The sequence below is a fragment of the Martinezella lusitana genome, assembly GCF_016901135.1.
GTDB classification, from domain to species: Bacteria; Pseudomonadota; Alphaproteobacteria; order Rhizobiales; family Rhizobiaceae; genus Rhizobium; species Rhizobium lusitanum_D.
Map to the genome: position 1 here is coordinate 20,279 of NZ_JAFEVL010000062.1, position 14,950 is coordinate 35,228.

A 14,950-nucleotide genomic window follows, 5' to 3' on the forward strand; every position below is an offset into this window, starting at 1 on the left:
AAACCGGCCATTATTCCGCAATAATCTTGACCTTGTCGCCCGGTGCAATGTTTGCGCCGGTGGGTAGGGCGTTGATCAGCTTGAACAGGTCGAGCTTGCGGTCGGTACCCATCATACGGGCTGCAAGCGTGGTGATCGTATCGCCGGGCTGGACGGTGACGACGCGAACCCGCAGCGGCTTCAACGACGAAGCCTCCTCCGGGGTCATGTGCCGGAAGCTTGACCGCAGCACATTGGCCGTCTGATCGAGCTGGGCGAGGTTCCCCTTCGGCACCGCCGTCAGGAAGCGGAAGATCTGCGTGCGGTCGCGGATGACGGTGACATCGAAATCCCAACGATCGGCAGAAGCGCGCGCGGTGGCGGCCTGCATGCCGTTGACGGTGATCGATTGGATCGACGAAGGATCGAGGCCGGTCACCCAGCCGCTGGAAATATAGTTCGTCAGGTTCTGATTCTGGGTGTCGGCAACGCCGTCGAAGCGAATGGCGATATCGCCAGGACCGGTCGCCATGACAGCCTCGACCTTGTTGTCGATACGGAAATCAGGCGGCACGTCGAAACGAATGCCAAGGCCGCCATGCAGGAAGGTCTGGCCGCGTACATAGCCTTCCTCCGGGCTGTCGCCATAGAGCAGGCCGTCGATACCATTCAGATAATAGTCGCGGCCGGTGTCGCCGACCTTGCCTTCCTCGCCGAATTCGCGGGCATGGGCCTTGGCGAGGTCGATGCGCTGCGGGGTGCTTGGATGGCTGGATAGGAAGTCCAGGCTCTGGTCGGCATCGGAATTGGCCGTCATGAAGCGGCTGTAGTCTTCCATGGCGTTCAGGAAGCGTGCCGCGGCGTAAGGGTCATAGCCTGCCTGGCCGAGTGTGCGAATGCCGATCTCGTCGGCCTGCAGTTCCTGCTGGCGCGAGAAGGCGGCGAGGCGCAGCTTGCCGCGGGCCAGCGCCTGCTTGCCGGCGAGGTCGCTCGACAGGACCTCAGCGACGACGCGGCTGGCGATGACCTCGGCCTCTTCGCGCTTCTGGCGTTCGATGCCGTGATTGGCGGTGACGTGCGCCATTTCGTGTGACAGCACGGCGGCAACCTCGGAGGCATCGTTGGCAAGAGCCAGAAGGCCGCGCGTCACATAGAGATAGCCGCCCGGCAACGCGAAGGCGTTGATCGACGGCGAATTCAGAATGGTGATGCGATAGGATTGCTGCGGATTCTCCGACACGCTGGTCAGGGCGCCGGCGATGCGGGCAACCAGACGTTCGGTCTTGGCGTCCTTGTATTCGCCGCCGTAGCTCGCGAGAATGCGTGGATGCTCGCGCGCGCCCATCTGCGCGCGCGGATCGTTTTTCTGCACCTCGGAGACGATCTGCGGATTGGCTGAGGGCGAGACGCTCGGCTGATAGGACTGATCCATCACCGTTTGGCAGCTGTTCAATATTGCCGCGGCGACAAGAAGAGGAGCCAGGCGGCGCAAACGGGCTGCGACGGGCACGCTGATCCTTCGTTTTGCTCGTTCGCTCTGCTTCAGTACCTGTATCTCACTCATTTCGCTGCCATGCCGGCTCGGCGCCAAATCCGGTTGATCGTTACCGGGCCGATCGTCGTCGCGCGCCGATAAAGGTTGCTTTCACCCCATCAATCCGCATTTACCGGACGGTCTCCACCCCTTGCTGTAGCCGATTTTGGCACCGGTTGCATAGCGAGACTCCGTTTAAATGTGGCAGCGTTGTATTTTAGCAAGCATTTCTCGCAGGACTTTCAGCCGTTTGGCTGGACGAAATTAAGGCAAAACCGGCAACAGCATGCTGCGTCGCATTCAATGTTGCAAAAATGTAGTCAGTGCCGGAATGCCGTCCTCCTTCAGGAAGGCTTCGATGGGGGCAGAAAGCCGGATCATGCCGCCGTCGATGAAGACGGCATGATCGGCAAGGCGTCTGACTTCGGCCGGATCATGCGAGACGATAAGCACCGTGTTGCCAGTCTCATGGTGGAGGGTTTTGAGAAGCTCGACCATGCCGGAACGCAGACCCGGATCGAGCGCGGCGAAGGGTTCGTCCAGGAGCAGGATCGGTTTGTCGCGCACCAGTGCCCTGGCGAAGGCGGCGCGCTGCCGCTCGCCGCCGGAAAGCGTTCCCGGCTTGCGCTTCTCGAAACCAGGGAGCCCGACACGCGCCAGGGCTTCCGAGATCCTTTGACGGTCCCGGGCGGAGAGCTTCAACGACGGGCTGATGCCAAGGCCGACATTGGTGAAGAGATCGAGATGGGCAAAGAGATTGTTGTCCTGGAAGACGAGCGACACCGGCCGCTCGGCGGGGTGTTTGCCGGTCACGTCCTGTCCGGCAAGCAGGATGCGGCCGCGATCGGGCGGTTCGAAGCCGGCCAGCAGATTGAGGAAGGTCGACTTACCCGATCCGGAGGGGCCGGCAATGGCAACGATCTTGCCCTGCGGCAAAGCGCAATCGAAGCGGAAGTCGTGCGTGCCGAGGCGCAGTTCGACGCCGGTCATCGCTATGCTGCGTTCGATCATGTCACCGCCGTCAGTCATTTCGCCTGCCTTCGTCTTCGCGGGTGCCTTGCCCCGCCGTGCCGGCGATGGTGAGGAGAAGGCATACCGCGCCGAGGATCAAGGCATATCCGTCGGCATCGTTGGTGCGGTAGCTGCCGAGCTTGCTGTAGACCAGCCAGGGCAGGGTCATCAGGCTGTCCGAGCCGAAAAGAGCGACGGCGCCGAGATCACCGAGCGACAGGGCCATGGCGAAGGAGAGCGCCGTGAAGAGCGGTTTGCGAAGGCCGGGCCAGTCGATCAGGCGCAAGCGGGAAATCCCCTCAAGGCCGAGGCTCGCCGCCAGCCGTTCGGTGCGGCGGCGATGAACGGCATAGGCTGGCTCCAGGACGCGGATAACGAAGGGCAGCGCCATCAGCGCATTGATGACGGCGATCAGGACGGCGGCGAAGCGGCTGGGATCGCCGAATGGCCTGAGCGCCAGGAACCAGCCGGTTGCCAGCACGATCGGCGGAACGAGCAGGATGAGGGAGGAGGCGCCACTGAGGGCCGTCGCCAGTGTGCGCAGGCTGAAGGTCTTGTTGCGGTCGGCCGAAATCACCGAGCGGGCGCGGATCATCGCGAACGATATCGCCACGGCCAGAAGGCCGGCGGCGAGTGCGATGGCGAGGCTCGTGACAGCCGCCTGCAGGAAGATCGCCTGACCGACGAGCTTGAGAAGATCGGCTTTAAGGCCGGTGACGACGACCGAGGCGAGCGGCAGGCCGATGAAGAGGGCAGCGCTTAAGAGCAAGGCCGCATCGGCCCATCGCGCGGCGCGCAGCTGCCCGTCGAGGCGCCGCAGGGCGCGGCCGCTGGTTAACCCGTGATTGTCAGGCGAGGGAAACAGCGTCATTGCGCCAAGGATTGCGGCTGTGACGACGATCTGCAGCAGCGACAGCAGCACGGCACGACCGGGATCGAAATCGAAGCGCAGGGCCTGGTAGATCGCGACCTCCAACGTCGTTGCGGCCGGGCCGCCGCCAAGGATCAGTATCAGCGTGAAGCTGGTCGCACACAGCATGAAGATCAGGCCGGCGATGCCTGGAATGAGGCCGCGCAGAACAGGCCATTCGATGAAGCGGAAGACCGAGGCGGGCCGCATGCCGAGCCCGCCGGCAACGAGCCAATATTCCGCCGGCACACGCTCCAGCCCGGCAAGCATCAGCCGGCAGGCGAGCGGCATATTGAAGAAGACATGCGCCAGCAGGATGCCGGCAAGGCCATAGATACTGACGGGCTGCGACAGGCCGAGGGCCGTGAGTGCCTGATTGAGCAATCCCTGGCGCCCCCATATGCCGAGAAGACCGAGCGCGCCGATCAGCACTGGCAGGCCCATGGGCACGGCCATCAGGCGGATCAGCCACAGCCGGCCGGGGAAACGCGGCTGGCGCGCCAAGGCGCGGGCGACGGGGATGGCAAGGACGATGGAGAGCAGGGTCGATAGGACTGCCTGCAGCAGGGTGAAACGCAGCATGCGCAGGAGATAGGGGTCGGCGAGCGTGGTGTCGCCGCCGGATTCGATGCCGGCGGCAAGCAGGACGGCGACGGCGATCCCGACGAAAAGCGCGATGCCGGCGAGGCTGAACGTCCCGCCGGAAATGGCGCGTCTTCTTTCGAGTGCCGTCAGCATGGTCGCGATGTCAGTTGCCGCTGGTGGCGGCCAGCCATTCGTCGATCCAGGCCTTGCGGTTCTTCTCGACGACATCCGGGCTCATGAGGAAGGTCTTCGTCGGCACCACGAGCTTGCCGAAGGCGTCCGGCAGCGGCGTTGATGTGGCCGAGACCGGCATCATCCAGTTGGCTGTCGGGATAATGTCCTGGAAGCCTGTGGAGATCATGAACTTCAGGAAATCGCGGGCAAGGTCCTTGTTCGGTGAGGCTTTGACGAGACCGGCGACCTCGATCTGGATGTAATGTCCCTCGGTGAAGGCGGCTGCCTGATAACGCTCGGTCTTATCCTCGATCATGTGGTAGGCCGGAGACGTCGTGTAGGAAAGCACCATGGGTGCTTCGCCCTTGGTGAAGAGATCATAGGCCTCCGACCAGCCGGGTGTCACCGTCAGGATGCGGCCCTTGAGCTTTGCCCAGGCGTCGGCTGATTTGTCGCCGTAAATCGACTTGACCCAGAGCAGCAGGCCGAGGCCGGGCGTCGAGGTACGCGGATCCTCGATGACGATCTTCTGCGAGGGATCGCCCTCGACGAGATCCTTCATGCTCTTCGGTGGGTTCTTGATCGTCTGGGTGTCGTAGATGACGGCGAAATGGCCGTAATCATAGGGCACGAAGACATCATCCTTGAAATCGCCGGGAACCTTGAGCGCCGATGTGTCGACGCCGCTGGCATCGAACAGGCCGGTATCCTTAGCTTCGTCGACAAGATTGGTGTCGAGGCCGAGAACGACATCGGCCTTGGTGCCGGCGCCCTCAAGCTTCAGCCGGGACAGAAGCGCCACGCCGTCGGTGACGCTGACATAGTTGACCGTGCAGCCGCATGTCTTTTCAAAGGCGGCCTTGACCTTGGGGCCGGGACCCCAATCGGCGGTAAAGCTCTCATAGGTGTAGATGGTCAGCGTCTTGTCGGCCGCCTGGGCGGCCTGGGCGGTAAAAAACATCGTGCCGGCGGCGAGAGCCAAGCCGGCGAAAAGTGACAATAGCGATCGGTCGTGCATGACAGCGCCTCCTCTTTGGTTTCGTCTTGAAGGGGAAAAGGGCGCTATGATTTCGTCACGCGTCTAATCCCTCCGCCGGTGTTAGCCGGATCAGGTTCCGCGGGTTGGCCGGTAAAAGCCTCTCAGCCAGATATCCGATAGGACATAAGGCACCCCGTTAGAGCGTCGGCAGATTTAGCCTTGTGACGAAGGGATGACAAGGGGAATGATTCCCCTGTCGATTGCAGGACGCGCGATCTATTCGGCTGCCTCGGCGGCAACCGTGCTTTCGAATTTCTTGGTGGCACCGGGCAGTTGCACGTTCTTCAGCGTGAGCGATGTGAGAAGACCGAGCAGGCAGATGCCGGCCGCTGTCATGAACAGCGGGCTGAAGGCGCTTGCATAGGCATTGGCGACGGCTTCGCGGGTGGCGTCCGGCAGGGCGGCCATCATCTTCGGCGTCAATTCCTCGATATCGGAGACGCCTGCGATCGAGACGCCGACATTGCCGAGCTTGGCCGCGATGATGGCGCCATAGATGGAGATGGCGATCGAGGCGCCGCCCATGCGCGACAGCGTCACCGCGCCGGTAGCAGCACCGACGTCGCGGTTGCTGGCGGCATTCTGCACGCCGATGACAGGCACCTGCTGCGCAAGGCCGATGCCGATGCCGTGCAGCAGCATCAGGCCGCCGATAAAGGCGATGGGCGTGCCGGCATGGACGAAGGCGAGCGAGCCGAAAGCAATGGTGCTGCAGGCGGCGCTGGCGACGGCAAAGGGCTTGTAGCGGCCTCTTGCCGCGATCAACCTGCCGGCGGAAAGCGAGCCGCAGACGAGGCCGCCGGTCAAAAGGATGAACAGCAGGCCGGCCATCGAGGGCGACAGGTCCGTCGTCGTCTGCAGGAACAGTGCGAAGTAGTTGACCATGCCGATGGCGACCGCACCGCTGGTGATCGAGATGATCAGGAGCAGGCCGAATGTCGGATTGCGGAAGAGCGTCATCGGCACGATCGGCTCGGGCGCACGCCGCTCGATGAAGACCCAGGCGATGGCGCAGATCACACCGAAGGCGATGATGCCGAGACATTGTGGCGACAGCAGCGACCCGAAGAGCTCGGTGCCGTCTGCGGCGAGCACGATGCTTGTCGTCGTCAGCGCAAGAACAAGCGCGCCGGCATAGTCGATCTTCGGCCGGCGGGCGGGCTTGCGGTAGGGCAGCATGGTTGCGAGGCCGGCGAGCACCACGAAGCCGATCGGCACGTTGACGAGGAAAATCGAGCGCCAGCCGAACAGATCGCTCATCGTGCCGCCGAGAACGGGGCCGATGGCGCCCGACGCCATCAGCACGAGGCTCGAATAGCTCTGGTAGCGGGCGCGTTCGCGCGGCTCGAAGAGATCGGCGTTGACGGCGAAGATCGACACCATGATGCCGCCGCCGCCGAAACCCTGCAGTACGCGGGCGGCGATCAGCGTGTTCATCGATACGGCAAGGCCGCAGACGGCCGAACCGACGGTGAAGATCGCTATTGCCGTCATCATTACATATTTGCGGCCGAAGAGGTCGCCGAGCTTGCCGTAGACAGGCATGACGGCGGAGAGGGAGAGAAGATAGGCAGAGCCGATCCAGCCGAAGCGCTCCAGATGGCCGAACTCGCCGACGATGGTGGGGAGTGCCGTCGATACGATCTGGTTGTCGAGCGTTGCCATGAACATGGCGGTCATCAGAAACAGGAAGAGAATAAGCCGCCGCCTTGGATCCGTCACGAGCGGCGCGAACGTTGTCTGCATGTCCATGGAACAAGATATCCGAGCTAGTCCGAAACGCTGCGCCGTCGAGTGAATGCGCGGGCGCCCCGGTTTCATATCTGAAACATATGTGCTGTTAGCATATAATTGTCAATGACAGGTGAATGCTGTTTGCATGTTTTATTTCTTTTCCGCCTCTGATATGGTGGAAAGATGACATCAGCGATGAATACACGTGAAGTTGAAGCCCCGCCGCTGACCGAAGACGCGAATCTCCTGCTGATCGGTCAGGCGATGACGCGCATGCGCCTGCTGACCGGCCGTCGCATGATCGGCAGGCTCGCCATTCAGAACGTCGCTCCAGGGCTCGAGCTTTCGCATCTCGATGTGCTCGACGTCGTGAGACGGGCAGAGGCCACCGGCGAGGTCACGGTCGGGACGATTGCAGACATCCTGCGCATCGATCCGTCGCGGGCGAGCCGCATCGTTGCCGATATGGTGGCGCGCGGCGTCTTACGGCGAAAGGCGTCCCAGGCGGATGCGCGGCGCATCGTCGTGGTGCTCACCTCGCTCGGGCAACGGTTGCTGTCGGAAATTCAGGCGCAAAAATACTCCGTCATCGGCAGCATCTTTGCCGATTGGTCGGCTGAGGACATCAAGAGTTTCTCGCTGCTGTTCGATCGTTATGTCACAGGCTATGAACGCGTTATTGAGGCTCGCCTCAAGGAAACGACCGACTGAGCGGCCGACATGGGTCGTTCTTGCGAACGGCGCTCTTCCCTAGGGATACGACTTTGCGCTATGGGCTTGGCGCATGAGCCAGTCCACCACCTTCACCATTCTGCTCGGCGGCGAGCTTCGCCTGACGGACCGGTTGCGCGCCGCGGTTTCCGGTAGTCGTTTCATCGCGGCCGACGGCGGCATGCGCCATGCGGTGGCGCTTGGTGTAGAGCCGGAGCTCTGGGTCGGCGATTTCGACTCCACGCCCGCGGACCTGCTCGTAGCGTTTCCCAAGGTGCCGAAGCAGCCCTATCCGGCGGCGAAGGCCGCAACCGATGGCGAGATTGCCGTATCGGAGGCGATCGATCGTGGTGCTGTCAGGCTGATCCTGGCCGGGGCCATGGGCGGCGAACGGTCTGATCATGCGATCCAGCATCTGCTCTACGGTGTCCAGCTCGCCGAAAAGGGCTTTGATGTGCTCCTGACATCCGGCGATGAGGAAGCGGTGCCGCTTCTGCCGGGAGCGATGGAAATGACGCTGCCACCGGGCTCGCTGTTTTCCGTTCTCGGTTTCAGCGATCTGACCGGCCTTTTCATCGACAATGCCCGTTATCCGTTGCGCGATTTCCATCTGCCCTTCGGCACGTCGCGCACCATTTCCAATGTGGCGGAAGGCGCTGTGCGCTTTTCGCTCGGCAGCGGCAGGGCGATCGTCCTTGCCCGCCCTTATGATCTCAGTGGAGTCTGATCTTGGCCCCTCCCATTCTGAAACTCGACGACATCTTCCTGAGCTTCGGCGGTGCCCCCCTTCTGGCCGGCGCCGGGCTGCAGGTTGAGTCGGGTGACAAGATCTGCCTCGTCGGCCGCAACGGTTCGGGCAAGTCGACGCTTCTGAAGATTGCAGCCGGCATGGTCGAGGCGCAATCCGGCGAGGTCTTCCGTCATCCGTCGTCGACCGTGCGCTATCTCGAACAGGCGCCGGATTTCGCCGATTACAAGACCGTGGCCGCCTATGCCGAGGCCGGGCTGGGGCCTGGTGACGATCCCTATCGCGTCACCTATCTCCTGTCGCATCTCGGCCTCACCGGCGAAGAAGATCCGAACAACCTTTCTGGCGGCGAAGCGCGCCGTGCGGCTCTTGCCCGCGTTCTGGCGCCGGAGCCGGACATCCTTCTGCTCGACGAACCCACAAACCATCTGGACCTGCCGACCATCGAATGGCTGGAAGGCGAGCTGCAGAAGACCCGCAGCGCCCTGGTATTGATCTCGCACGACCGTCGTTTCCTCGAAAAAGTCTCGACTGCGACCGTCTGGCTCGATCGTGGCACCTCGCGGCGGCTCGATCGCGGCTTTGCATTCTTCGAAGCCTGGCGCGATCAGGTGCTGGAAGCCGAAGAGCTGGAGCAGCACAAGCTCGGCAAGGCGATCGAGCGCGAGGAGCATTGGCTGCGCTACGGCGTGACCGCGCGACGCAAGCGCAACATGCGTCGCCTCGGCGAATTGCACGACATGCGCTCGCGCCATCGTGGCCATAGGGGCGCGCTGGGTTCCGTGCAGGCCGCAGCCGCCGATGCGCAGGAGAGCGGCAAGCTGGTGATCGAGGCCGAGAAGATCACCAAGGCCTATGACGAACGCATCATCGTCGCTCCGTTTTCGATCCGCGTGCATCGCGGCGATTGTATCGGCCTCGTCGGCCCGAACGGCGCCGGCAAGACGACGCTCCTGAAGATGCTGACCGGCCAATTGGCCCCGGACAGCGGCACGGTGAAGCTCGGCACCAATCTGGAGATCGCCACGCTCGATCAGAAGCGCGAAGAGCTTGATCCTGAGGACACGCTCGCCAACTATCTGACCGACGGGCGCGGCGAGAACTTGCTTGTCAACGGCGAGCAGCGGCATGTGACCGGCTACATGAAGGAATTCCTGTTTCAGCCGGAACAGGCCCGCACGCCGATCAGGAATCTTTCCGGCGGCGAGCGTGCCCGGCTGATGCTGGCGCGCATCCTGTCGCGGCCGACCAACCTGCTGATCCTCGACGAACCCACAAACGATCTCGACATCGAGACGCTCGATCTGCTGCAGGAAATCGTTGCCGGCTTTTCCGGCACGGTCATCCTCGTCAGCCACGACCGCGATTTCCTCGACCGCACCGTGACCTCGACGATCGCGCCCGCCAATCCGGAAGATCCGGACGGCCGATGGATCGAATATGCCGGGGGCTATTCGGATATGCTCGCCCAGCGCAAGGGCGCGATGGAAGAGCGCAAGCGGGCGGAAAAGGCGGCTGAAAAGCCGAGGGCCGCGGAGACTGCATCATCCGCCGCGGACACCTCGAAAGGCAAGGCCAAGCTTTCCTACAAGCAGAAATTCGCATTGGAAAACCTGCCCAAGGAAATGGCCAAGGCAGAGGCGGAGATCGCCGCCCGCGAGAAGAAAATGGCCGATCCGAACCTCTTCACCAAGGATCCAGCAACATTCAATCGTCTTGCGGCAGAGATGGAAAAGCTGCGTGAAAGCCTGACCAGAATGGAAGAGGAATGGCTGGAGCTTGAAGTGCTGCGCGAGGAGTTGGAGGGCTAATATCTCTGCCAGCTCGCCCTATGCGCGTCCGTCTATATTAGAAAAAACAATCGGTTGCGCTCGGTCGCGACTGCGTCATTCCCTGTTGTCGAATCCGACAAACCGTTTATACATTAACGCATGTTGCCGGAGGATGAGCCGGTTGATACCCCCGGGCCGGCGCGGCCCGTGGCGCATGTTGGGGAAGTCCGAAGAGACTTGATTGGATTTCGCCTGATGGCGACAGGTCCTTCGCAAAAGTTGCAGGCAAATATCGTAAACGCTTAACGCGGCGGCGCTTATTGCCGTGTGCGGTTTTTCGAGGGGGCCTTCATGCCGATGCTGCCGCGTGCCATTTTGTTCAGCTGTGTAATCACCGTTTTCTCGGGCGCCCAGGCGCTGGCGCAAAGCGCGCCGCCGGCTGCGCCCGTCACAGTCGCCAAGCCCGTCGTTCGCGAGGTCATCGATAGCGACGAGTTCATCGGGCGCTTCCAGGCGGTCGACGAGGTCTCCGTGCGCTCGCGGGTTGGCGGTTATCTGCAGGAGGTGCATTTCAAGGACGGCACCATGGTCAAGCAGGGTGACCTGCTTTTTGTCATCGACCAGCGGCCGTTCATCACCACCTTGAACGAGGCGACGGCGTCGCTGGAGGTGGCGAAATCGTCGCTCACGCTCGCCGATGCGCAATTCAAGCGGACGGAATCCCTGTCGACGACGGGCAGCCAGTCGGCCTCGAACCTGGACGACCGCCGCCGCGATCTCATCTCGGCGCAGGCGAATGTGCGTGGTGCGGAGGCGGCTGTGGATCGCGCCAATCTCGACATGGATTTCACCAAGATCACCGCGCCGCTCAGCGGCCGGATCGACCGGCGGCTGATTTCCGTCGGCAATCTGGTGCAGGCCGATCAGACCATCCTCACGACCATCGTGTCACTCGACCCGATCGATTTCTATTTCGACGTCGATGAGCGCCGGCTGCTTTCCTATGCCGACGAGGCGCGCAAGAACGGCAGCGTCCTGCAGCAGGGCGGCGGCGGCCTCAATGTGACCGTGACGATCGCCGATTCCCGCCAGCAACCGTTCAAGGGCAAGCTCGATTTTGCGGAAAACCGTGTCGACAATGCAACGGGCACGATCCGCGTCCGCGCCACCTTCCCCAATCCCAAACTGATCCTTCAGCCCGGCCTGTTCGGGCGCATCCAGGTGCAGGGCTCGAACAGCTACAAGGCGATCCTAGTGCCTGACGAAGCCATCGGCTCCGATCAGAACCAGCGTGTCGTCTATGCCGTCGACACGGCAGGCAACATCACGCCGAAGTCCGTACGGCTGGGGCCGAAGCTTTACGGCTACCGCGTTATCCGAGACGGCATGACCGGCGACGAGACCATCATCGTCAACGGGCTGATGCGTGTTCGGCCCGGCGTCAAGGTCGCGCCTCAACTGATCGAATTGCCGCAGGAAGCGTCGAATGACGAGCCGCCGGCTCAGGCGGACGCACAGGGGACGGATCAATGAGGTTTTCCCATTTTTTCGTCGATCGACCGATTTTCGCGTCGGTTCTGTCCATCGTGCTGCTGATCGTCGGCGGCATCGCCTATTTCCAGCTTCCAGTGGCGCAATATCCGGAGGTCGCGCCCCCAACAATCGTGGTGCGCACCTCCTATCCGGGCGCCGATTCCCAGACGATCGCCGATACGGTGGCGACGCCGATCGAGCAGGAGGTCAACGGCGTCGAGGACATGCTCTACATGTCCTCCTATTCCAGCGCCGACGGCTCGATGTCGTTGACCATCACCTTCAAGCTCGGCACCGATCTCGACAAGGCGCAGGTGCTGGTCCAGAATCGCGTCGCCATTGCCGAACCGCGCCTGCCTGATGATGTCCGCCGCATCGGCATCACCACGGTCAAAAGCTCGCCGGATCTGATGATGGTGGTGCATCTGCTCTCGCCGAGCAATCGCTACGACCAGCTTTATATCTCCAACTATGCCCGCACGCGCATCCGCGACCTGCTCGTCCGCCTGGACGGCGTCGGCGACGTGCAGCTCTTTGGCGAGCGGCAATATTCGCTGCGTATCTGGCTCGACCCGGAAAAGCTCGCCGCCTACGGCATGACCGCCGGCGACATCGTCCAGGCGTTGCGGGACCAGAACGTGCAGGTTTCGGGTGGCTCGATCGGCGGGCCGCCGGTTTCGGGCACCAACGCCTTTCAATATACGGTGACGACCCAAGGGCGTTTTTCCGATGCTCGGCAATTTCGCTATGTCATCGTCAAGGCAACGGATAGCGGCCGGCTCGTGCAGCTGCAGGACGTGGCGCGCATCGAGCTCGGCGCGCAGGATTACGTCACCAACAGCTATCTGAACGGCAAGCCGGCCGTTGCGCTCGGCATCTTTGCCCGCCCAGGCACCAATGCGCTTGACGCGGCCGCAAGTATCCAGAAGACGATGCAGGGTCTGGCGCAGGATTTTCCGCAGGGTCTCGAATATCGCATCGTCTACAATCCGACCGAATTCATCGCGGAATCGATCTACGAGGTCTATAAGACGATCTTCGAGGCAGCCGTGCTCGTTGCCATCGTCGTCCTGGTCTTCCTGCAATCCTGGCGAACCGCGATCATTCCGATCATCGCCATTCCGGTGTCGTTGATCGGTACCTTCGCCTTCCTGCTCGCCTTCGGTTTCTCGCTAAACATGCTGACGCTGTTCGGCCTTGTGCTTGCCATCGGCATCGTCGTCGACGATGCGATCGTGGTCGTCGAAAATGTCGAGCGCAACCTTGCGCTTGGGATGACGCCGAAGGAGGCGTCGCATGTGACGATGAACGAGGTCGGCACCGCGGTTCTGGCGATTTCGCTTGTCCTGATCGCCGTCTTCCTGCCGACGGCCTTCATTCCTGGCATAACGGGACAGTTCTACCGGCAGTTCGCAGTGACCATCTCCATCGCAACGGCGATTTCCTGCCTGAATTCACTGACGCTGTCGCCGGCGATTGCCGCGATCGTGCTGCGCCCACACGACCACAAGAAATCCAACAATATCTTCTCGCGCTTCGGTCGCGCTCTGGGTGATGGCTTCAATCGGGGTTTCGAGTCGATGAGCCGGGGCTATTCCTGGATCATCCGCCATCTCGTCACCACCTGGGTTGCGCTTGGCTGCGCCCTTCTCGTATTCGTCGGGCTGCTCGGCGCAACATGGTATATGGGCAGGATCGTGCCGCAGGGCTTCGTTCCCACAATGGACCAGGGTTATGCCATCGTCGTCGTGCAGCTGCCTGACGGAGCGTCGCTGGCGCGCACCAACGCGGTCATCGAGAAGGCGACCGCGATCATCAACAAGACGCCCGGCGTGGAAAACGCCGTTGCTTTCGCCGGCTTCAATGGCGCGACCTTCACCAATGCCTCGAATTCGGGCGTCATCTTCACGCCCTTCAAACCCTTCGAGGAGAGATTGAAGAGCGGTGAGACCGCCATGAAGATCATCGGCCAGATCTATGGCAGCCTCCAGGGCATTCAGGAGGCCTTCATCATCGCCATTCCGCCGCCATCGATTCGCGGCGTCGGCAATTCCGGCGGCTTCAAGATGCAGATCATGGACCGCGAAAATCCCGACATGCGCCGTATCCTGCCGCTGGCCTATCAAATGATGGGCGCTGCCGCGCAGAACAAGGGCGTCAGCGGCGTCTTCACCACCTTCTCGGCCAATAGCCCGCAATATTTCCTGGCGATCGACCGTGACAAGGCGCGGGCGCTCAACGTGCCGATCCCGAATATCTTCGAGACGCTGTCGATCAACCTAGGCACGTCCTACGTCAACGACTTCAACGCCTTCGGCCGCGTCTATCAGGTGCGGGCACAGGCCGACCAGCAATATCGCATGGATCGGGAAGATATCCTGGCGCTGAAGGTCCGCTCGGCCACCGGCGCGCTGGTGCCGCTCGGTACGCTGGTCGATATCAGGGATACGACCGGGCCGACGCTTGTGCAGCGCTACAACATGTATGTCTCGGTTCCCATCCAGGGCAATCCCGGGCCGGGCGTTTCGACCGGCAGCGCCCTCGACGTCATGGAGGGGCTGGCAAAGAACCTGCTGCCGACAGGCACGACCTTCGAATGGACCGAGCTTGCCTATCAGGAAAGGAATACCGGCAATACGGCGGTCTATATCTTCGCCCTGTCGGTCATCTTCGTTTTCCTGGCGCTTGCGGCTCAGTATGAAAGCTGGACGCTGCCGCTTGCCATCATCTTGATCGTGCCGCTGGCCGTGCTGGCCGCATTGATCGGGGTTCATCTCAGGGGCATGGACAACAATATCCTGACGCAGATCGGGCTCATCGTGCTGATCGGCCTGGCGGCCAAGAACGCGATCCTGATCGTCGAATTCGCGCGTCAGGCACAGCTCGAGGGAAAGAGCGCGGTGGAGGCGGCGATCGAGGCCAGCCATCTGCGTCTGCGGCCGATCCTGATGACGGCCTTCGCCTTCATCTTCGGCGTCGTGCCGTTGATGATCGCCACCGGGCCGGGGGCGGAAATGCGTCAGTCGCTCGGCACGGCCGTATTCTCCGGCATGCTCGGCGTGACGCTGTTCGGCCTGTTCCTGACGCCGGTGTTCTATGTCGTGCTGCGCAGGCGGCGTAAGCAGGCGGAGACCGTGGCGGAAGAGCCTTCGGCCTCCGATGCCGCGGCACAGTAACGTCGATTAGAGTGGCTCAGCGTTTCACCGAATCGTCGAGCCGC

The 14,950-nt window shown here is 62.2% G+C and carries 10 protein-coding genes and 1 riboswitch; of the genes, 5 read left to right on the plus strand and 5 right to left on the minus strand.

Going from position 1 to position 14,950, the window contains the following annotated elements:
- Positions 1–10: 10 nt before the first annotated feature.
- The 5 genes from JTP94_RS26570 to JTP94_RS26590 form a co-directional block, all read right to left on the minus strand.
- On the minus strand, positions 11–1,411 hold the full coding sequence (locus JTP94_RS26570) for a M48 family metalloprotease (RefSeq protein ID WP_034509378.1): 1,401 nt from the start codon (positions 1,409–1,411) through the stop codon (positions 11–13).
- Between the two features lie 402 nt (positions 1,412–1,813).
- A complete protein-coding gene (locus JTP94_RS26575; protein ID WP_204853409.1) occupies positions 1,814–2,542 on the minus strand; it encodes an ATP-binding cassette domain-containing protein in 729 nt (242 codons plus the stop codon).
- Positions 2,535–4,172, minus strand: a complete 1,638-nt coding sequence (gene thiP / locus JTP94_RS26580) for a thiamine/thiamine pyrophosphate ABC transporter permease ThiP (RefSeq protein WP_204853673.1) — start codon at positions 4,170–4,172, stop codon at positions 2,535–2,537. Before thiP ends, JTP94_RS26575 begins: the two co-directional genes overlap by 8 nt.
- A 10-nt stretch (positions 4,173–4,182) precedes the next feature.
- Entirely contained in the window at positions 4,183–5,154 is a 972-nt protein-coding gene (thiB, locus tag JTP94_RS26585) for a thiamine ABC transporter substrate binding subunit (RefSeq protein ID WP_246755387.1), read from the minus strand.
- 107 nt (positions 5,155–5,261) lie between these two features.
- Positions 5,262–5,378: riboswitch (TPP riboswitch) on the minus strand.
- Positions 5,379–5,448: 70 nt separating this feature from the next.
- Complete coding sequence (locus tag JTP94_RS26590; protein ID WP_204853411.1) at positions 5,449–6,984, minus strand: MDR family MFS transporter; 1,536 nt, start codon at positions 6,982–6,984, stop codon at positions 5,449–5,451.
- Positions 6,985–7,149: 165 nt separating this feature from the next.
- Here JTP94_RS26590 and JTP94_RS26595 point away from each other — a divergent pair, with 165 nt between their 5' ends.
- From JTP94_RS26595 to JTP94_RS26615, 5 genes are all read left to right on the plus strand, one after another.
- Positions 7,150–7,677: a MarR family transcriptional regulator gene (locus JTP94_RS26595; RefSeq protein WP_204853412.1), complete on the plus strand. Its 528-nt coding sequence runs from the start codon at positions 7,150–7,152 to the stop codon at positions 7,675–7,677.
- A gap of 73 nt (positions 7,678–7,750) precedes the next feature.
- Positions 7,751–8,404: a thiamine diphosphokinase gene (locus JTP94_RS26600; protein WP_204853413.1), complete on the plus strand. Its 654-nt coding sequence runs from the start codon at positions 7,751–7,753 to the stop codon at positions 8,402–8,404.
- 2 nt (positions 8,405–8,406) lie between these two features.
- Positions 8,407–10,236 (plus strand): ABC-F family ATP-binding cassette domain-containing protein, encoded by a 1,830-nt coding sequence (locus JTP94_RS26605; protein WP_204853414.1) that lies wholly within the window; start codon positions 8,407–8,409, stop codon positions 10,234–10,236.
- Positions 10,237–10,548: 312 nt separating this feature from the next.
- Positions 10,549–11,730 carry an efflux RND transporter periplasmic adaptor subunit gene (locus tag JTP94_RS26610; protein WP_204853415.1) on the plus strand — a complete coding sequence of 394 codons (1,182 nt, stop codon included), beginning with the start codon at positions 10,549–10,551 and terminating at the stop codon, positions 11,728–11,730.
- Positions 11,727–14,906 carry an efflux RND transporter permease subunit gene (locus JTP94_RS26615; protein ID WP_204853416.1) on the plus strand — a complete coding sequence of 1,060 codons (3,180 nt, stop codon included), beginning with the start codon at positions 11,727–11,729 and terminating at the stop codon, positions 14,904–14,906. The genes JTP94_RS26610 and JTP94_RS26615 overlap by 4 nt, the downstream gene beginning before the upstream one ends.
- The last annotated feature ends 44 nt before the right edge of the window (positions 14,907–14,950 follow it).